Source organism: Glycocaulis abyssi (assembly GCF_041429775.1).
Lineage (GTDB): Bacteria > Pseudomonadota > Alphaproteobacteria > Caulobacterales > Maricaulaceae > Glycocaulis > Glycocaulis abyssi.
Window position 1 is genome coordinate 1,130,315 of record NZ_CP163421.1, and the last position, 19,192, is coordinate 1,149,506.

Sequence of the window (19,192 nt, forward strand, 5' to 3'; positions counted from 1 at the left end):
TCAGAGCCTCCCCTCTTCCGCCTTCTCGCGCCTCGCCGCCATGGCGAGCCGGTGCGCATCGAGCCCTTCAAGGGCGGCGAGCCGCTCGACCGTGGGCGCGATGGCGGCAGCGCCCCTGGCCTCGAAACGCAAAACGCTGGTCGTCTTCTGGAACATCTCGACACTGACCCCGCCATAGGCCCTCGCCGCACCGGCGGTCGGCAGGGAATGGTTCGGCCCGGCGGCGTAGTCGCCAGCAGCTTCGGGCGTCCAGGGGCCGAGGAATATGGACCCGGCATGGCGGATCTCACCGCAGAGCGCTTCCGGATCGGATGTCTGGATGATGAGGTGCTCGCCCGCATAGGCATTCGCCGCCGCCACCGCGTCCGCTTCGTTCCGTACGAGGAATGCCTTCGAGACCTGAAGAGCCGCCGCCGCAATGTCACGCCTCGGCAAACCCTCAAGGCGGGCTTTCAGCGCAGCTTCCACCAGGTCGACGAACCGCTCCGAGAAAGCGATGAGGAGAACTTGAGCGAGGCGGTCATGCTCTGCCTGGGCCAGAAGATCGAGGGCGACAAAGTCCGGGTCCGCGCTGTCATCGGCGATGATGATGACCTCGGAAGGACCGGCGGGCAGGTCCGCCGCCGCGCCGCCAGGGCTCTGCGCGAGCAGCGCCTTCGCCGCCGCGACATAGGCATTGCCGGGCCCGAAAATGCGGTCGGCGCGGGGCAGGCCCGCAATGCCGAGGCCCAGCGCGGCAACCCCGTGCGCGCCGCCAAGCGCATACACCTCATCAAGGCCAAGCAGGCCCGCCGCGCCAAGAATGGTGCGGTCCGGCCCGCCCTCCCCGACTGGCGGGGTGAGGATTGCGATCCGGCTGACGCCCGCGATTTGCGCCGGGATGGCGAGCATGAGCAAAGTTGAGACAAGCGGCGCGGTGCCGGCCGGCACGTAAAGCCCGGCCACTTCCAGCGGCGTGACGCGCCGCTCCGCCACCCCGCCGGGCCATGTTTCGAGGCAATAGGATTTATATCCTTGGCATGCGTGATAGCGGCGCACGGCATCGGCGGCGGCGAGGATGGCTTTTGCGTCCTCCGGGTCCAGCGCGTCCGCCGCGGCCTTCAATTCGCTCACCGGCACGCGGAAGTCTTCGGGCGCATAGCCATCGAGCGATTGCGCATAGCGGCGCACGGCGGTTTCGCCTTCGGCGCGCACTTCGGAGAGGATTTTCGCGGCGACCTCGAACGCATCCGAGCTATCGCTCGGCCGGGCCATCAGGCTCACGCGTTCATCGGCAGACAATTCCGCCCAGACATATCGGGTGAGATACGCCATCGCTTACGCCATCATCTTTTCGATCGGCAATACGAGGATGGAGCGCCCGCCCGCGGCCTTGATCTGCTCCAGCGTCGACCAGAACACTTCTTCGGTGCACACCGCATGGATGGCGACCACATCGTCACGGCCGACCACGGGCGCGACGGTTGGCGCATCGGCGCCGGGCAGCACGGCGCGTATCTCGTCCAGCCTGTCTTTCGGGGCATTGAGCAGGATGTATTTGGTCTGGCGCGAGGCGATCACGCCCTTGAAGCGCTCCACCAGCAGGTCCAGCGTCGCGCCCCCGCCATTGAGGGCTTCCGGGTTGGCGATCAGCACCGCCTCGCTCTCCAGCACGGTCTCGAACGCGGCCAGCCCATTGGCTTCCAGCGTAGCGCCGGTGGAAACGAGGTCACAGATCGCATCAGCAATCTTCATGCGCGGCGCGACCTCGACAGAGCCGCCCATCTCCACGATCTCTGCCATGATGCCGCGCTCTTGCAGGAATTTCGCCGTCAAAGCGGGATAGGAGGTGGCGATGGCGCGGCCCTCAAGGTCTGCCACCGACTGGACCGGCCCTTCCAGAGGCGCGGCGAGTTTCAGCGTGCATCGCGCAAAGCCCAGCCGCTGGACGATCTCGAGGCCCGCCACGCGGGGCGAGCGCGCCGCCGCCTCGGCCAGCACATTCTCGCCGACAATGCCGCACCCGCACGAGCCCGATGCGACGAAGCTCGGGATATCATCATCGCGGATCAGCATCAGATCGAGCGGGACATTCTCTGCCCGGCGCATCAGCGCGTCGCGCGCATAGGCGAGCTTCACGCCCGATTGCTTCAGGAGGTCAAACCCGCCTTCGGCGAGCCGGCCGCTCTTCTGCACGGCCAGGGTCAGGCGTCCGGCGCTCATCGGGTTTTTGCCTTCAGCCGGTCCAGCACCAGCCTGTAGCCCTGGTGCGGCTCCTGCGCGAGGAAGCGCGCGACGCGCGTGACCGTGGTGGTGGAAACGCCGGTCTCGGCGCTGATCTCCCGGTAGGAGCGCCCCGCTTCGAGCAGCTGCGCCACGCGCCAGCGCTCGGCCAGCGCGTCACGCTCGCCGGGCGTCGTCAGATCGGTGAGGAAGCGCGCCATCTCGCCTGCATCCTTAGCGGCCAGCAGCGCCTCGCACAGCGCGTTGAAATCACGGGTCCTTGTCTCCCTGTCGAGGCGCATCACGCCCTCCTTTTCATCTCTTTTTCTGCCGCCGCCATACCGGCTCCCGGCAGATTGCCCTTCCCACGCCCGGCTGGGTCTCTGCCCGGCCCGTGCCTGACCAGCCGTCCGCCGGGCGGCCCGTCTGGCCCGTCAATACCTATCCACGCCTGTCCACCCACACCGCCGCCCTGCTGAACCGCCGGGTGACACAGGGCCGGACGTCGCTGGGCCAGACGTCACTGGTACGGACGTCAGAGAGCTGGCCCACACGGAACCAGATGCCACTGGCCCGGACACCTCATCCGGCCCTGCCCCGCCGTTCCACAGCACATCGTGACACCTCTATATCGTATTAGCGCGATAACACAATGGACCCTGAGCAGTGGGCGAGAGAGGAGGTTGGGAGCGTGGCGTGTGGGTGTGGGGTGGAGGGGCGGCAGTGGAGGAGGGGCGTGAAGGCGTGGGGTGGAGGGGGGAGTGCAGCGCCCTCCACCTCAGGTCACCCGCCCGGCCTGTCCCCGTGAAAACGGGCAGCGGGAGAACCAGCTTTCTTGCTTCAGGGCATTGTTATGGATTCTTGATTCCCTGCGTGCCCTGCCAGTCAATCCATCGTGTTAATACAATGATACGACACCATAAGGCACGGAGAGATGGATGTGGAGGATCGGAGACTGCGCGCACGACATCATCAAACAAGGCGTGTGGGGGCTGTGGTGCGAGGCGGAGGGGGCGATGGGGCTGGAGGTGTGGGCGTGGAGCCTGGATGGCGATGTGGCGTGGGGTGTGGAAGTAGATGGTCGAAGAATGAAGGGTGGTGCGGGGTTGTCGAGAGCGTGGGCGTGGTGGGCGAAGGGATGCGCCCAGCCCGTGGCGAAAAGCACCGGAAGAGCAAACCTCTCTCTCGTCATTCCGGAAAGCGCGCCAGCGCTTATCCGGAACCCAGATAACCGTGTGGTGCTCTGCGCCCTGCACCTTCCAGACGCCCCGCCCGCCCGCATCTCGCCGTTACAGACGCCGCCCCGCCCTGCCCATGCCTTCCCCATTCCCGCCGCGCGGCCCCACCCACGCATCCCGGTTTCCGATACATCTCCCCTGCCTTGGCTCGCCCATCCAATTCATCGTATTAACACGATGCCACGCGCATCCGACAGATGGGGTGGAGCGAGGCGGATCAGAGACTGCGGGAGGTGAAGGATAGGCGTGGGTGGGAATGGAAGTGGGGATACGGAGCGGTGGAAGCTCCGGGTGCTCCGGGGAGCGCCCAAGCAACGGCAAAAGCTCTGCCTCTGCAAAGGCATATCCGTTCTGCCATTGGCCCAGCCACCGGGGTCCCCCGCCCCGCCTGTCCCCGTGAAAACGGGGAACGGGGGACCCATCGAACATGCAGGGGCCGGAAGCTGGACCCCGGCTCTGCGGCCGGGGACCCGGTGAGTTGAGCTCGCGAGACGTGAGAGCATGGCGCACGGCCTGTCCCCCGGCCATGACCGCGGGTGGCGCAGTGCAGAAATCCAGCCGGGTGCCGCTGCGCTCCGCCGGTTCCACACGCCCCGCCCTGCCATAGCTCCCCACCAGTTCCCGGCGCACGGCTTCACCAGCATTTCCCCCTTCCCACCCCGAACATGGCCTGCCCTATCAATTAATCGTGTTAATACATTGATATGCACTATCCGGCGAAGCTCGGTAGAACGAGGCGGATCAGAGGCTCCGCGAGGTGGCTGCGGGAGGTGAGGCGGAGTGGGCAGAAATGGCGGGCGGAGTGAGCGCCGGGGTGCGATGCGCCACAAGATGGGGGCTTCCAACTTTCGTCATTCCACAAAGCGCGTCAGCGCTTATCCGGAACCCAGTCATTCATAAAAAATCTGGGTTCCAGGTCTCGCCATCGGCTCGCCCGGAATGACGAAAAGAGAAGGCGTGTTCTCCTGCATCGTCATTCCGGCCACAGCAAAGCGGAGAGCCGGAATCCGGACCATCAGGCACCTTCCGCTGGACCTGCCGCCGCGCCCGCCCCCCGGGCGACTCACCGCGTTCCGGCGCCCTGCACTTCCCGCACCCTGCCCTTTCCAGACACGCCATCCCACCGGCATCTCCCCTTCCCCGACCCGCCCCTCAACTCATCATGTTAATACATTGCGACGCGCTATCCGGCATGTCGGGTTGAGTTCGCGGACGAGGGTCTGCGGGCGGGCCTCCGTCTGCCCCATGAAAGGCGGCTTCCATGGCGAGCTGTTCCTGAAGAACAGGATGGGTCTCCCGTCAGGGCGGGAGACCTAAGGTATTGATGCATTTTCAAAGGTTCTGCCAGTATTGCCGTGGAAATCTCTGCCTCAGCTGCCCTGCCCCGCCTGTCCCCGTTTTGACGGGCAATGGGGGCAGCCTTCCCTGTTTGCCTCCGCGCTGCCCTTCCCTGCCTCACCTAGATTGCCACCGTATTAGCACATTGATACGTCGGTCTAACGCGCAGGAATGGAATGCCGTCGCGGGCGAGGGCAGCAGTAGCCAGAAAAAGGGAGACGGGGCCCTGGGCGACCCTTCGAGCCAGCCGGACTGACGGCAAGCGGTGAAGCAATAATATGCACGAAGCCAAGCGCCTGAATCCGTTGCCTGCCCCGCTCCGGTGCCCTTAGCCTTTCCGCCCGCACTTTCGTTATCGTGTTAACACATTGATATGAATGGCATAGCGCGGGACGGGGCGCTGGCTCCACCGCGACTGGCAAGACACAGGTCGATATCCGCAATAAGCTCTCCTCAAGGGAGATTTGTGGGGCAGGCGATGACAGAAAATGTACCGGCCAGCAGCGGCGACTGGTGGAAACGCCCTTGGGTGGCTGTGACCGTCGTTTCAGCGCTTATCTGCATAGCGGCCGTGACCAGTGCGATCACGGCGTACTACGCGGAGAGCCGCCAGCAAGCTGACCGGGCAGCAGATCAATACCGGGCTTATGCGGAGCGTGTTGTCGCCTGCGACGGCATCGAGTCTCGCGCGGAGCATTACGCCTGTCTGGTAGAGGCCGTGCAAACGGAACAGCAACGCCTCTACGCGGCAACCAATCTGCGCGCCCAGCAAGACATGTCGACGTGGAGTTTCGCCACACTGTGGATCAGCCTTGGCCTTCTGATCGTTACGGGTGTGGGTGTTACTTACGTGGCGCTGACACTGGATCAAACCAGGCGCGCCACCAAGGCGGCGGTAAAAGCTGCCGAAGCAGCGGAGAATACGGTGCTGGAGACCCGGCGCATCGGAGAGGCGCAGGTGCGGGCTTATATCACTGTGAGACACACCAACTCGTTCTCGAAAATAGAATCCAATAAAAAACATGTGCTTGTGAAAGAAATTATAAATACGGGATCAACCCCTGCGTATAATGTATCATATGCTGCGTCACTATTTGTCGCAGACGACCACTTTTTTCCTGATGAAAATTTCTGGCCCGAACATGATTTCAATTTACACGGCCAAAAAGCATATATAGCCAATGGATCACCGTCATTCGTCGTAGGCGATATATTTCTCGAACACAAAATAGCCATGAACATTTATGCAGGGCACTCATCAATTTTTGCTGCATGCAAAATAGAATACTTCGACGCATTTAACCGTTGTCACACAGCAAACATAATATCAAAGCTTCTTTTTGTCCCGACTGATGAGAAAGATAGCGATGGAAATCCGGTTGTCGAACCAAGAATGGCAGCTCTTCCGGGTGCCAATACCTACAGCATAGATGTGGACAGCGGCGGCTGATATCTGCTCGTCACCATGGAGACGCCTGCGCTCACCCCCGGCCCGGCTCTTGCTTACTCCTTACCCAAAGCCCGCAAGGGCCCAAGAGGGATGTGCCGTGATGAAACAGGTTCTGGCTGCTTTCGCCATGAGTATCGCGTTTTCTGTGCCCGCACTCGCGCAGAATGCCGGCGAGATTGCGCGCGTGCAGGCGGGCGCTTCGTGCACCGGGTGCAATCTGTTCCAGGCGGATCTGGCCTATCGCAACCTGCCGGGCGTGGACCTCTCTGGCTCGCGCCTGCGCCAGAGCGATCTGTCGCTCTCCACCATGAACAATGCCCGGCTGGCGCAGACCGATCTGTCCATCGCCAATCTGTTTGGCGGCCGGTTTACAGGGGTCAGCTTTGCCGGGGCCAATCTGGAGCGCGCCACTCTGGTGGGCGGCTATTTTGGCGGCGCGGATTTTTCCGGCGCCAACCTCACCGGCGCCAATATTTCCGGCGCGGAGATGGAGCGCGCGCGGGGCCTGACGCAAAGCCAGCTGAACGCCGCCTGCGGCGATGCATCGACGCGCCTGCCTGCGGGCCTTCGTGTGCCGCCTTGCGCGTCAGGCCGCTAGACATTTCCCATTACTGCAATTTAAGTCGCTCTTGCCTGCGCCGGGGAGTAGGGAAAAGGGCATGAAATTGCGCAATCTTGCCATTGCTGCGCTTATTCCGCTGACGGCGCTGACCGCGCCGCTCGCTGCGGCGGGCGATCTGGCGGAAAACGCGCAAGCCACGCGCACCGAGCGCGACGCGGACCCGCAGCGCCGCCTGGTGATTGGCGGCGAGTGCGCCTCATGCGATTTCAGCGGCTCCAACCTGGCCGGCGCCCATCTTTATCGCGGCAATTTCGCCAACGCCGATTTTTCCGGCGCGCAATTGCTCGGCGCGCGCTTTGCCAATATGCGCCTTGATGGCGCGGATTTCGCCGATGCGTCCATGCGCGAGGTGCGCCTGTCGAACGTGACGATGAACGGCGCCAGCCTGGTAGACGCCAACATGACCGATATGCGCGCCCATCAGGTCATGCTGCAGGGCGCCAATGCCAGCGATGTGCAGATGAACGGGGCGAGCCTGGTGCAGGTCAGCCTGCAAGGGGCCAATCTGCGCGATGCCGACTTCAGCGCGGCCACGATACGCTCCGGCGATATGCGCGGCGCCAGCCTGCAGGATGCGCGCCTGACCAATGTGGTGATGCAGCACATCATCATGCACCAGGCAAATCTGCGCGGCGCCGCGATGGAAGGCGCCTTCCTCGATCATGTGGACCTGACCGGGGCGACGTTGCGCGGCGCCAATCTTACCGGCGCGCGCTTCCGCGCGGTCAACCTGACCGGCGTGGACCTGTCACGCACGCTGGGGCTGACTGCGCAATTGCTGGAAAAGGCGTGCGGTGACGAAACCACGCGCCTGCCTGAAGACATGAATATTACGCTGGCGGCGTGTGACAACGAAATCCCCGGCGCCCGTCCGGTCGATGAGCGCGCCTTTATCGCCGAGGCCGAGGCGCGCCGTCTGGCACAGCTGGAAGCCGCCCAGGAAGCCTTCGCCGATGCGCTGGCCAGCGTGCAGTCGCGCGCCATGGCCTCTGGCGGGCTTGAGCGTGAGGCGATGGAGACAGCGCGTGAAGCCTTGCGCGAAGCCGCCCGTGCGCAGGCAGAGCTGGCCCGCGCACGCGCGCATTCGGGCTGGCAGTTCGACATGCGGCGCTCCGAGCTGGGCGAGCCCATGCAGTTCTGGCTGGACGGCGCGACACCGCCCCAGCCGCCCACGCCCCCTGCCCGCGCGGACCGGCCCGACCGGCGGTAGCTACCCCTTCTTCGCCTCAGGCAGCACGGTGCGCAGGTGCAGCTCGCGCAGCTGGCGCGCTTCCGGGTAGGCCGGCGCGTTCATCATCAGATCGCGGGCCTGCTGGTCTTTGGGGAACATCACGATCTCGCGCAGGTTTTCGACGCCCGCCAGCAGCATGACGATCCGGTCCACGCCCGGCGCGATACCGCCATGTGGCGGCGCGCCATAGCGGAAGGCGTTCAGCATGCCGCCAAAGGCTTCCTCGACCACTTCAGGGCCATAGCCTGCATATTCGAAGGCCTTGAGCATCACATCGGGGCGGTGGTTACGGATCGCGCCGGAGGAGAGCTCCACCCCGTTGCAGACGATGTCATACTGCCAGGCTTTCAGGCCCAGCAGCGTGTCGGAATCGCCCTTGTCCAGCGCCATGAAGGTCTCGGCGTCCATTTGCGGCATGGAGAACGGGTTGTGGGAGAAGTCGATTTTCTTCTCGTCCTCATTCCACTCATACATCGGGAAATCGACGATCCAGCAGAATTTGAAGACATTCTTCTCGCACAGATCGAGCTCGCGCCCGACAATGTCGCGCGCGCGGCCGGCAAAGGCGTACATGTCCTTCGGGACTCCCGCGACGAAGAAGACGGCGTCACCCGCTTTCAGACCCAGCTGGTTGCGGATGGCGTCTGTGCGCTCCGGCCCGATATTCTTGGCGATGGGGCCAGCGCCTTCCAGCGCCCCGCCCTCTTCACGCCAGAAGATATAGCCAAGGCCGGGCTGGCCTTCTTTTTGCGCCCAGCTGTTCATCCGGTCGCAGAATGCGCGTGATCCACCGGTAGGCGCGGGGATGGCCCATACCTCGACGGCGGGATTCTTCTCGATCATGCCGGCAAACACCTTGAAGCCCGAACCGGCAAAGTGCTCGGTGACGGCCTGCATTTTCAGCGGGTTGCGCAGATCGGGCTTGTCGGAGCCATAGGTGCGGATCGCCTCGGCATAGGGGATGCGCGGGAATGCGTCATCGCTCACTTCGCGGCCATCGGCGAACTCACGGAAAAGGCCGGCCAGCACCGGCTCGATCACGCCGAACACGTCTTCCTGGTCCACAAAGCTCATTTCCATGTCGAGCTGGTAGAATTCGCCCGGCGCCCGGTCGGCGCGCGCATCCTCGTCGCGGAAGCAGGGCGCGATCTGGAAATACCGGTCAAAGCCGGAGACCATGATGAGCTGCTTGAACTGCTGCGGGGCCTGCGGCAGGGCGTAGAACTTGCCCGGATGGATGCGCGAGGGCACCAGATAGTCGCGCGCGCCTTCGGGGGACGAGGCGGTCAGGATCGGCGTCTGATACTCGACGAAATTCTGCTCGATCATGCGGCGGCGGATGGAGTCGATGATTTTCGAACGCAGCACGATGCGCTTGTGCAAGCTCTCGCGGCGCAGATCGATATAGCGGTGCTTCAGGCGCACTTCCTCGGCCCAGTCCGGCTCGCCGAACACGGCCAGCGGCAGCTCTTCGGCCTCGGACTGGACGGTCAGCCCCTCAACGCGCAGCTCCACCTCGCCAGTGGGCAGATTTTTGTTCACCGTGTCTTCGCTGCGCGCGACGACCTTGCCGGTCAGCGTGACAACGCTCTCCACGCGCAGACGCTCAAGGCGCGCAAAATGCTCTGAATCCGGCTCCAGCACGCACTGGGTAAGGCCGTAATGATCGCGCAGGTCGATGAAGAGCAGGCCGCCATGATCGCGCTTTCTGTGCACCCAGCCGGAGATGGTGACATCATTACCAACATGATCTTTGCGCAGCTCGCCGCAGGTATGGGTGCGCCAATGGGTCTTGGTAACGGACATGGGTCAGGGCTCTTTGAAACTGAGGTGGAAACGGGCCGGACAGGACGGAGAGAAACCCGCCCATAAATCAGGGGTCGAAATCAGCGCGGAAAAGGCATCGCCACGCCGCCAATGTCAAGGCGGGGACGCGGTTTGCAGGGTTGTGCGCGGCCAGACTCATTCGTAATCTTGGGTGGACGCCAAACTTTGGCCGGGAAAAGCTGGATCAATGCCTGCTGGCGTATTATCTTTGTTGCAGAAATCGTATTGAGAGTCGGAACGTTCAGACATGTCGAACAGAACCATCAGCCGCAAAGGCCAGCATGTTGTTCCGAGCCAGTCGGGCTGGAGCGTCAGGAAAGCTGGCGCAGCACGAGCCTCAAGTGTTCACGCGACACAGGAGGCCGCCATCGCGGCGGCCACCAAGATAGCCAAAAACCAGGGCACAGAACTCTATATCCACGGTCGCAATGGACTGATCCGGGAGCGGAATTCCTTCCGCAACGAACCGCGTCCTCCGAAGGCCTAAGGCTTGCCGGTCCCGTTCGAGCGGTCGGTTTTCCTTAATTTCCCGTTCGATGGCGATTACGCGCCGATACTCCAGTCTATCGCGTTCTGTGTAATTGATCTCGGCTTCCATGTCCGGATCGCTCCGGAGAATGCTGACGGAGCAGCCGCGCGTCTGGACCGGATTCTGGAGCTGATCAGATCGTCGAAATTCGGGATCCATGATCTGAGCCGCTGCAAATCCAGCGAAGCGGACGAATACTACCGCATGAATATGCCGTTCGAGCTTGGCATTGACCATGGATGCCGGAAATTCGGCGGTCAGGCGCTGGCGGAGAAATCGATCCTGATATTGGAAAGCAACAAGTTCGACTATCAAAAGGGCCTGTCAGACATCGCGGGCTGGGACATCCATTCCCACGGAATGGACTATGTCGAAGCGGTTCGGCATGTTCGCGACTGGCTGGTCCATCATGCAGGCGCCGACAGCATCGGGACCGAACGGGTACTGGGCGACTACGCAACGTTCCGGGGATGGCACTTTGAGCGTGAAATAACCAACGGCGCGTCCGAGCGCGACATTGAGCTATACGCCCCCATAAATGTCATCAGGGCCATGCAAGACTGGTACGCGGCCGGAAAACCCGACGAATTTTCAGCGTAACCCCAACCGCCCCAGCGGCCCTCCGACCAGCCCGCTGACCAGAGCCGCCTGTATGCCCGGTGCGGGCCAGACCTTGGAGACAGGGCCGACCAGCCGGTCGCGCAGGAAGGGGATGAAGCGGCTGTCAGACTGGTAGACCGGGGTGAAGAAGGCCGTCAGCACCTGATAGAGCCACACATGGAAGCGGCGATAGGCAATCGCACGGGCGATGGCGCCCGGAACATCCGAACCCTCGCGGAAAGCCAGCGCCAGCGCATACGCATCGAGCAGCGCCATGTTCGCCCCCTGCCCCAGCTGGGGGCTGGCCGAGTGCCAGGCATCGCCGATATGGATCAACCCCGGCTCGCCGGGTTTTTTCAGCGTGCGATGCGCATAACGGGCAAAGACGAGCTGACCCGGATCACTGATCTGCTCCAGCAGCGGCTCCACGGCGGGCCAGACGGTGCGCACTTGCGCTTTCCACGCCTCGAGGCCCGCTTCACGCCACTCAGGCACATCCGCGCCTTTGATGGACCAGAAGAGCGCCGCCTTGGCCTTTGCATCATGCGGCGCGGTGCCGATGGGCAGGACGCCCGCCATGATGGAGGCGGCGCGGTATCTCTGCTCCAGCGCGTGGGGGTTCAGCTCGGACGCATCCGGCCAGTCAAGGCTCGCCCAGAGCGCGCCGTATTCCAGCTCCTTGCCGGTGGGCGGGGCCAAAGGCGTGCGCGTGCCAAGCGCATCGACAATCAGGTCAAACGGACCCTCGCGGCGTCCATCCGCCATGACCAGCGCGCGCTGGCCGTTCGCCCCCAGCTCGCTGCCCGTAATCTCGGCGGAGGTATGGACCGGAATGGCTTCGGCCAGCACGGCATCATAAAGGATCGCAAACAGCGCCGCGCGGTGAATGCCCAGACCCACCCGCAAGGGCTTGCCAAGCGCGCGATAGCGCACGTCCAGCACTGTCGCGCCAGAGCGCACCGCCTTGCCGAGAAGCCGCTCCACGCAGGCCGCATGGGCCTTCAGTGCCGTATCGAGCCCCAGCCTTTCGAGCACGGCCAGCCCCGTCGGCTGGATCAGCAGGCCTGAACCAATCGGTCGCGGCGTCTCGAAGCGCTCATAGAGCGCCACGCGGTGGCCATCGCGGTGCAGCAGCAGCGCAGCGGCAAGCCCGGCCGGGCCACACCCTGCAATGGCAATCTCCAGTGGCCGCATAGTTACTGCGCCGCGCCCGGAACCCCGTTCTCGAACAGGTCGAGCGCGATGAGTGTCATGCCTTCGGCGGCCATCGTCACCGCGCTCTGCGCATCGGGATAGTAGAAGGGCGAATGGTTGGCGGGCGGGGTTTCGCCTGCTGCCTCAGCCGCGTCCCACACGCTTTGCGGCGAGCCGCCCACCCAGAACATGAAGATCGGCACATCATGCTCTGTGCGGCCATAGCGGGAGAAATCCTCGCCGCCGGTCACGGGGCTGGCGGTGTCCACCGCATCGCCAAAGCGCCGGGTCAGCACCGCGCCTGCCCGGTCGGACAGGGCCGGGTCGTTGTAGAGCGCGGGCGTGTAGACCTCGTCCATCTCCATCACCGGCATCAGTTCCTCAGGCAGGCCCGCCGCCATCGCCGTGCCGCGCGCAATGCGCTCAATGCCGGTGAGCAGGCGCTCGCGCACCTCGTCCGTGTAGGAACGCACGGTGATCTGCAGATGGGCTTCATCGGAGATGATGTTGTGCTTGGTGCCGGCATTGAACGCGCCGACCGTCACCACGCCGGTATCAAAGGGTGAAAGTTCGCGGCTGACCAGCGTTTGCAGCGCCAGCACGATCTGCGAGCCGATCACCACCGGATCGCGCCCCAGATGCGGCGAGGCACCATGGGCGCCAATGCCGCGAATGTGCAGGTCCACCGTGTCCACATTGGCCATGGCAAAGCCCGGCGCATAGCGTATCTGCCCGGCGGGCACATAGCCCCAGGTATGGTGGGAAATCACCGCGTCCGGCACCGGAAACCGCTCATAGAGCCCTTCCTCCAGCATGGCATAGGCGCCAAGCCCCACCTCTTCTGCCGGCTGGCCGATCAGCACCAGCGTGCCCGACCACGCCTCGCGATTGTTTGACATCCAGCGCGCCGCCCCGACCAAGGCGGTCATGTGCGTATCGTGGGCGCAGGCATGCATGACCGGAAACTCATTGCCCATCCGGTCCTCAGCGATAACGGTGGAGGCGTATTCCAGCGGCGTCTGCTCACGCACGGGCAGGCCGTCCATGTCCGCGCGCATCAGCACGACCGGGCCTTCCCCGTTCTCCATTACCGCGACAATGCCGGTACGCCCGACATTTTCCGTCACCTCATACCCGGCATCGCGCAGCTCAGCAGCGAGGCGCGCAGCGGTTTCGAACTCCATGAAGGAGAGCTCCGGATTGGCGTGGAAATGCTCATAGAGCGGGCGCAGATGCGCATCCCAGTCCGACTGCAGCGCGGACGACAATGCCTCTTGTGCCTGGACTGGCAGGGCGAGCGAGACCGCCAGGGCGGCAGCAGAAACAAGCGTGCGCATGATGCAATTCCCCTGTGCAACTATTCTGGCATCAGAACAGACTGCCACGTCCGCGCGGTCAACCCGCTCTGAAACCCCGGACGCGCAGCGATCCGGGGCCTCGTCCCGATTCTGACTGTGATCCCGGATAGCTGCTGGCGCCGCTTCCGGGATTTCAGAAACGCCCCTTGGCCGGAATCGCTGCGCGTTCCATCATAACCCCCTCACGCGGCAAGGGAGAGCGCCCTGCGAACGCATATTTTCCATTCCGGCTACTGGTTCATCTCGGTGATGATGGGCCTGCTGGTCGTGGCTCCAGCCACGCTTGTGCCCGGCCGTTGGGCCACGGTCGGCGCGATCTGGCTCTATTGCCGCGCCATGACGGGCTGGATGAGCCTGTGCGGCCTCAATCTGCTGGTGCGCCGCCTGCACGTGCTGCCCGATACCGAGCCGGCGGTAATCGCGTCGAAGCACCAGTCCTGGGGCGACGGCATCTGCCTCGTCTCGCGCCATCGCGAACTGACCTATGTGATCGGCGATCACATGCTCAAATACCCGCTTGTGGGCTGGATACTTACCCGCGCCGAGGCCGTGGTGGTCGATAATGCAGGCGGGAAACGCACCAATGGCGGCCTTGATACCGGCCTTCAGGCGCTTCAACGCTCTGGCCGCGATGTGCTGATCTATCCCGAAGGCGGATTGAGCGAGGTTGGCAGCAAGAAGCGCTACCGCCTCGGTGTCTACCGGCTGGCCAAGGATCTGAACCGGCCTGTCATTCCGGTGGCCACCAATCTGGGTGTCTTCTGGCCGCAGCAGAAATGGGAGTTCCGCCCCGGCCTCGCGATTATCGAGCTGCTGGACCCGATCCATCCCGGCGATGATCCCAAAGCCTTCATCACCGCACTGGAAACCGCCATCGAGACGCGAACAGCGGAGCTGGTAAAGGCGGGGCGGAGGGGGATGGGGTAGTCGGCACCCTCGCTCGTCATTCCAGAAGCCCGGAGGGCTATCTGGAACCCAGTCGTTTATTTGTGCTCCGCACATCCGTGCGTCGCTGCGGGCAAAAGTGCCCGGCGCGCGGTCGCGCTTTTCAGGCCGCTTAGCGGCCTGCAAGGGCAAAGCCCGCCCGAGACTTTTCGCGGAACATCGCAACGCGGATGCGTTGCGGAACTAAAAGCTGGGTTCCGGCTTTCGCCGGAATGACGAAGTGGAGAGGCGCAGCTTCGCATTCCCCAACGGCGTTTCCCCGACGAAAGTCGGGGCCCAGCAGGACTGGGCACCGGCACGCGCCGGTGAAACGCGGTAGAGAGGGCGAAGATTCCCGGGCCGCATTAGCGGCCTGAAAAGCGCGACCGCGCGCCCGAGCCTATGCGAGGAGCGACGCCCGGATGGGCGGAGCATCAAAAAAGAGGGCTCTACTCCCCGCCAAACCTTTCCCGCCACTCCTCCACCGACGCATCCTCGATCTTGGCAAAGAGCACGTCCGGCGGGGTGATGGCGTGGCCATGCGGCAGGGCGTCGAGCAGGGCCTTGTCCTGCCAGTCCGGCCAGCTGCGCCTGTCTTCAGGAACGCCGAGCGCGCCGAGAACCTTGCCCGCCGTGTCCGGGATGACCGGCTGGGCGATGATGGCAAAAACGGCTGCGAGATTGAGGCCGGTGCGCACGCCCACGGCGGCCGCGTCCACATCGCTCTTGTACTTCACCCACGGCTCGGCTCTGGTCAGGTATTCATTGCCCGCCGCCCAGATGGCGCGGGTCTCGGCCGCCGCCTTGCGGTATTCCATTGCCTCATAGTGCGCGGTCAGCGCGTTTAGCCGTTCGGACAGCTCGGCCGCGATCCAGGCTTCGGCCTCGCCGGGTGTGCCGGTGGCCGGCACCTGCCCGTCGAACTTCGCGGCGCAATATTTGGTGATCCGGTTGACGAAATTGCCCAGCACATTGGCGAGGTCGGAGTTTATCACGCCCTGAAAACTCTCCCAGGTGAACTGGGTGTCAGAGCCTTCCGGCGCATTGGCCGTCAGATACCAGCGCCAGTAATCAGACGGCAGGAGATCGAGCGCCGCGTCCATGAAGACGCCGCGTTTGCTACTGGTGGAGAACTTGCCGCCATACCAGTTGAGCCAGTTGAAGGCTTTGAGCCGGTCCACCAGCTTCCACGGCTCTTCAGAGCCGAGAATGGTCGCGGGGAAGCTGACCGTGTGGAAGGCGACATTATCCTTGCCCATGAACTGGACGTAGGAGACATCGCCCGCGCCCTTGTCGGTGCGCCACCAGCGCTCCCAGTCATTCCCCGTATCCTTCGCCCATTCGGCGGTCGCCGCGATATAGCCGATCGGCGCATCGAACCAGACATAGAAGACCTTGTCCTCAAAGCCGTCGCGGGGTGCGCCGTCCCTGGTGACCTTCACACCCCATGAGAGGTCTCGCGTGATGGTGCGGTCGCGCAGGCCCTCATCGAGCCATTTATAGGCGATGGAGCGGGCGAGCTGCGGCCAGTTCGTGGCTTCATCTACCCATTGGCGCAGGCGCGGCTCCATCTCGCTCTGTTTGAGCTGCAGATGGCGCGTATCGCGCACTTCCAGATCACGTGAGCCGGAAATGGTGGAATAGGGCTCAATGAGGTCTGTCGGTTCGAGCAGCTTGCCGCAATTATCACACTGGTCGCCGCGCGCGTTCTCATAGCCGCAATGGGGGCAAATGCCCTCCACATAACGGTCCGGCAGGAAGCGCTTGTCGGCCTTGGAATAGATCTGCTTTTCAACGATCTCGGCGATCAGTCCCTTCGCCTCCAGCACCTCGGCAAAGTGCTGGGTCAGCTCAGCATTTTCCGGAGACGAGGTGCGGCCGAAATAGTCCCATGACAGGGCAAAGCGCTCGCCAATCTCTTTCTGGAGGACATGCTGTTCGTCGCAATAGGTGCGCACATCCTGCCCCGCAGCGGCAGCCGCCAGTTCCGCCGGCGTGCCATGTTCGTCCGTGGCGCAGATATAGAGCACCTCAGCCCCGCGCATCCTCTGGAAGCGCGCATAGACATCGGCGGGCAACATGGAGCCGGCCAGATTGCCCAGATGCTTGATTCCATTGATATAAGGCAGGGCGGAGGTAATCAGTATGCGGGCCATGGCGGACGGTTTCCAATCGGCGTATGGTTAATCACTGGCGCGCTGGCGCCATCATGGACAGTTCGAGGGCGGAGCAATAGCCGCCCCGGACGGGGAGGAAAACACTCATGCCCAGAATTTTCGGTCACGACCTTCTAGCGCTCATCGCCGCTGCGGTCGCCATCTACATCATCGGTTTTCTCATATACGGCCTTCTCTTCTCCGCCTTCTGGATGGAACAGTATGGCTATACGGCAGACAGCTTTGCCGGCCATGAATGGAAAATGTTCCTGGGGCCGGTCATGCCGGTCCTGACCGTGCTGGGGCTGGCGGCCCTGTTCCAGACGGCAAACGCCAGCGGATTGAAGGCGCATTTGCGCATCGGCGTCATCGTCTGGGCGGGCTTCTCATTGAGCACGCTGCTTTACGGCTTTGCCTACGGTATCACGATGACCAAGGGCGCGCTCGCGCTCGACGCGGTGCATCTGCTGCTGGGGATACTGGCGGCCTCGGCCATTCTGGTCTGGCGCAAGTAGGAGCTTATCACAATGGATATTCTTGGTGTTTCACTGATTGGCTGGGTGCTCGCCACAATCGGCTTCATGGCCGTCGGCTTTGTCTGGTACGGGCCGCTATTCGGCAAGAAATGGATGGAGCTGAACGGCTTTACGCCGGAATCCTTTGAAGGCGCGAACATGACGCTGACCATGGTCAAGGGCGTCATCAATTCGGCCGTCATGGCCGCCTTTATCGGCTATGTGCTGGTGGCCGTGGACGCATCGGGCCTCGTGGCGCATCTCAAATGGGCCTTCCTGCTCTGGCTGGGCTTCTCGGCCACCAGTCAGGCCCTCGCCCATATCTGGGAGCGCCAGCCGCTAAAACTCACCCTCATCCACTGGAGCAATAATCTCGTCGGCTTCCTGCTGGCGGGTCTGATTTTCGCGTTGATCTAGCGGCAAAACAAAACGACAGAGCGGCGCGCTTGCCCGGCGCGCCGCTTTTGTTTTATGACGCAGCGCGCAAAGCGTATTGGCCGGCGTAGCACAGCGGTAGTGCAGCGGTTTTGTAAACCGAAGGTCGGGAGTTCGATCCTCTCCGCCGGCACCATTTTCCTCTTCAGGTTCCGCAGCCCATCCGGGCTGCGATGTTCCGCGAAAAGTCGCGGGCACTGCCTGTCCCCGGCTTGATCGGGGATTGCCCGCAGCGATACGCGGATGTGCGGAACATCAAGAAAAGCTGGGTCTCCCGTCAGTGCGGGAGACCCCGGTTGTCTTGCGGTTTGGATAATTCTGCCAGATTTGTCGTTGACCTCTCCACCGGGGTCCCCCGCCCCGCCTGTCCCCGTGAAAACGGGGAACGGGGGACCCAGAGATAAAAAGCTGGGTTCCCGCCTGCGCGGGAACGACGAGAAGATGAGCAGGCTGCCGGGATTGATGCCTCCTCACGCGCGTTTCACCGGCGAAAGCCGGTGTCCAGTCTTTTTTTTCTGGATCCCGGCGTCCGCCGGGAAAACGCGAACAGGTTGGGCCGTCCCTTCACTGCGACGCTCCTCCCTTCGTCATTCCGGCCGCAGCGAAGCGCTTATCTGGAATGACGAGATCGGACGTTGTAGCGGTTGTCATTCTCCGGCCGAGCGCCAGCGAGGTCCGGGGAACCCATGCCTGCAAAGAACAATGCAAGCTGAAATTCTCAGGCATGGATCACCCGCATGCGCGGGTGATGACAGCTATTGGAGTGGCCGATGCCCCTTAAACGGACCAGGCATCCCGAACAAAAAAATGGCCCGGCAGAGCCGGGCCAGTCAGGGAGGACTTGTCACCGGCGGCGAGGGATTGGCCCCTCGCCTGCCGGAAATCTGTACGCGCTAAAGGATTAGCGCTGGGACTGCATCAGCTCGACGGCTGCCGCGAAGCGCTCATTGAGCGGCTTCAGGGAGTCTTTCATCATCGAGGACACATGGTCGGAGACCGTGTTCACGCTGGCCAGATAGGCTTCCAGCGAGGATTTGGTGTAGTCGGACTGGATCTCGATCACTTCCTGGACCGACTTGGCAGAGGCCAGCGACTTGGCGGCAATCATGCCGTCTTCCATCGACTTCTTGGCGTAATCGGCGGCCAGAGTGTTGAGCTCTTCAAAGCCTTTCGAGGCGGTGGTCGCAGAGGCGATCACGGCTTCAACCGAGTTCTTGTGGAAGGCGCTCAGATCGTTCACAGCGGCCATCGACTTCTCGATGCCGTCTTTCACAGCGTCGTTCGACGCGGCGGTGAAGGTTTCAAACGTTTCCTTGGCGAGGTCTTTCTTGGCAGCGGCCATGACAGTGTTTCCTTTTACAGCGCCCGTATACTTGCGGGGGGCGGAGGGCTTACGGGACGCGGGTTTCTTCGGGGATGGCGCCGCTTTCTTCGCAGGTGCGGCAGCCGTTTTGGCTTTGGTTTCGGTCTTCGCAGCAGGCGTCTTGGCCTTCGGGGCGCTCGCCTCCGCCTTCGTCACAACGGGTTTTTCTTCCGTCGCGGCGGTCTCGGCATTGGTGTTTACAGCGTCGGT

At 63.1% G+C, this 19,192-nt stretch carries 16 protein-coding genes and 1 tRNA gene; 9 read left to right on the forward strand and 8 right to left on the reverse strand.

The window, feature by feature from the left end:
* Genes hisD through AB6B38_RS05590 form a run of 3 tightly spaced genes read right to left on the reverse strand, consistent with a single transcriptional unit; the run spans position 1 to position 2,504 of the window.
* Positions 1-1,314 carry a histidinol dehydrogenase gene (gene hisD / locus AB6B38_RS05580; protein ID WP_371394787.1) on the reverse strand — a complete coding sequence of 438 codons (1,314 nt, stop codon included), beginning with the start codon at positions 1,312-1,314 and terminating at the stop codon, positions 1-3.
* 3 nt (positions 1,315-1,317) lie between these two features.
* The gene (gene hisG / locus AB6B38_RS05585; RefSeq protein WP_371394789.1) at positions 1,318-2,202 is read right to left on the reverse strand and encodes an ATP phosphoribosyltransferase; all 885 of its coding nucleotides are present in this window, start codon (positions 2,200-2,202) and stop codon (positions 1,318-1,320) included.
* Positions 2,199-2,504, reverse strand: a complete 306-nt coding sequence (locus AB6B38_RS05590) for a YerC/YecD family TrpR-related protein (protein WP_371394790.1) — start codon at positions 2,502-2,504, stop codon at positions 2,199-2,201. Before AB6B38_RS05590 ends, hisG begins: the two co-directional genes overlap by 4 nt.
* 2,752 nt (positions 2,505-5,256) lie before the next feature.
* Here AB6B38_RS05590 and AB6B38_RS05595 point away from each other — a divergent pair.
* The 3 genes from AB6B38_RS05595 (at position 5,257) to AB6B38_RS05605 (ending at position 8,060) form a co-directional block, all read left to right on the forward strand.
* Positions 5,257-6,228 carry a hypothetical protein gene (locus AB6B38_RS05595; RefSeq protein WP_371394791.1) on the forward strand — a complete coding sequence of 324 codons (972 nt, stop codon included), beginning with the start codon at positions 5,257-5,259 and terminating at the stop codon, positions 6,226-6,228.
* A gap of 100 nt (positions 6,229-6,328) precedes the next feature.
* Positions 6,329-6,826 carry a pentapeptide repeat-containing protein gene (locus tag AB6B38_RS05600; RefSeq protein WP_371394793.1) on the forward strand — a complete coding sequence of 166 codons (498 nt, stop codon included), beginning with the start codon at positions 6,329-6,331 and terminating at the stop codon, positions 6,824-6,826.
* Between the two features lie 61 nt (positions 6,827-6,887).
* Positions 6,888-8,060 carry a pentapeptide repeat-containing protein gene (locus AB6B38_RS05605; RefSeq protein ID WP_371394794.1) on the forward strand — a complete coding sequence of 391 codons (1,173 nt, stop codon included), beginning with the start codon at positions 6,888-6,890 and terminating at the stop codon, positions 8,058-8,060.
* Here AB6B38_RS05605 and aspS read toward each other — a convergent pair whose 3' ends face one another.
* On the reverse strand, positions 8,061-9,887 hold the full coding sequence (gene aspS / locus AB6B38_RS05610; RefSeq protein WP_371394795.1) for an aspartate--tRNA ligase: 1,827 nt from the start codon (positions 9,885-9,887) through the stop codon (positions 8,061-8,063). It lies immediately after the preceding gene.
* Between the two features lie 268 nt (positions 9,888-10,155).
* On the opposite strand from aspS, the gene AB6B38_RS05615 reads away from it, so the two are divergent.
* Entirely contained in the window at positions 10,156-10,395 is a 240-nt protein-coding gene (locus tag AB6B38_RS05615; RefSeq protein WP_233352557.1) for a DUF2188 domain-containing protein, read from the forward strand.
* A gap of 3 nt (positions 10,396-10,398) precedes the next feature.
* On the forward strand, positions 10,399-11,037 hold the full coding sequence (locus tag AB6B38_RS05620) for a hypothetical protein (protein ID WP_371394796.1): 639 nt from the start codon (positions 10,399-10,401) through the stop codon (positions 11,035-11,037).
* On the opposite strand, the gene AB6B38_RS05625 is transcribed toward AB6B38_RS05620, so the two are convergent.
* Positions 11,029-12,231, reverse strand: a complete 1,203-nt coding sequence (locus tag AB6B38_RS05625; RefSeq protein ID WP_371394797.1) for an FAD-dependent oxidoreductase — start codon at positions 12,229-12,231, stop codon at positions 11,029-11,031. The genes AB6B38_RS05620 and AB6B38_RS05625 overlap by 9 nt on opposite strands.
* 2 nt (positions 12,232-12,233) lie before the next feature.
* Positions 12,234-13,568 (reverse strand): amidohydrolase, encoded by a 1,335-nt coding sequence (locus AB6B38_RS05630; protein ID WP_371394798.1) that lies wholly within the window; start codon positions 13,566-13,568, stop codon positions 12,234-12,236.
* Positions 13,569-13,838: 270 nt separating this feature from the next.
* Here AB6B38_RS05630 and AB6B38_RS05635 point away from each other — a divergent pair, with 270 nt between their 5' ends.
* Positions 13,839-14,516: a lysophospholipid acyltransferase family protein gene (locus AB6B38_RS05635; protein ID WP_371394799.1), complete on the forward strand. Its 678-nt coding sequence runs from the start codon at positions 13,839-13,841 to the stop codon at positions 14,514-14,516.
* 446 nt (positions 14,517-14,962) lie between these two features.
* Here AB6B38_RS05635 and metG read toward each other — a convergent pair whose 3' ends face one another.
* On the reverse strand, positions 14,963-16,669 hold the full coding sequence (gene metG, locus AB6B38_RS05640) for a methionine--tRNA ligase (protein WP_371394800.1): 1,707 nt from the start codon (positions 16,667-16,669) through the stop codon (positions 14,963-14,965).
* Between the two features lie 107 nt (positions 16,670-16,776).
* Here metG and AB6B38_RS05645 point away from each other — a divergent pair, with 107 nt between their 5' ends.
* The 3 genes from AB6B38_RS05645 to AB6B38_RS05655 all read left to right on the forward strand — a co-directional run bounded on the left by AB6B38_RS05645 (position 16,777) and on the right by AB6B38_RS05655 (position 17,755).
* Positions 16,777-17,184 carry a DUF1761 domain-containing protein gene (locus tag AB6B38_RS05645; RefSeq protein ID WP_371394801.1) on the forward strand — a complete coding sequence of 136 codons (408 nt, stop codon included), beginning with the start codon at positions 16,777-16,779 and terminating at the stop codon, positions 17,182-17,184.
* Between the two features lie 12 nt (positions 17,185-17,196).
* Positions 17,197-17,601 (forward strand): DUF1761 domain-containing protein, encoded by a 405-nt coding sequence (locus AB6B38_RS05650; RefSeq protein WP_371394802.1) that lies wholly within the window; start codon positions 17,197-17,199, stop codon positions 17,599-17,601.
* Between the two features lie 79 nt (positions 17,602-17,680).
* Positions 17,681-17,755 (forward strand) — tRNA-Thr (locus AB6B38_RS05655).
* A 765-nt stretch (positions 17,756-18,520) separates the two neighbouring features.
* Here the strand turns inward: AB6B38_RS05655 and AB6B38_RS05660 are convergent.
* The gene (locus tag AB6B38_RS05660) at positions 18,521-18,961 is read right to left on the reverse strand and encodes a phasin family protein (RefSeq protein WP_371394803.1); all 441 of its coding nucleotides are present in this window, start codon (positions 18,959-18,961) and stop codon (positions 18,521-18,523) included.
* Positions 18,962-19,192: the final 231 nt, after the last annotated feature.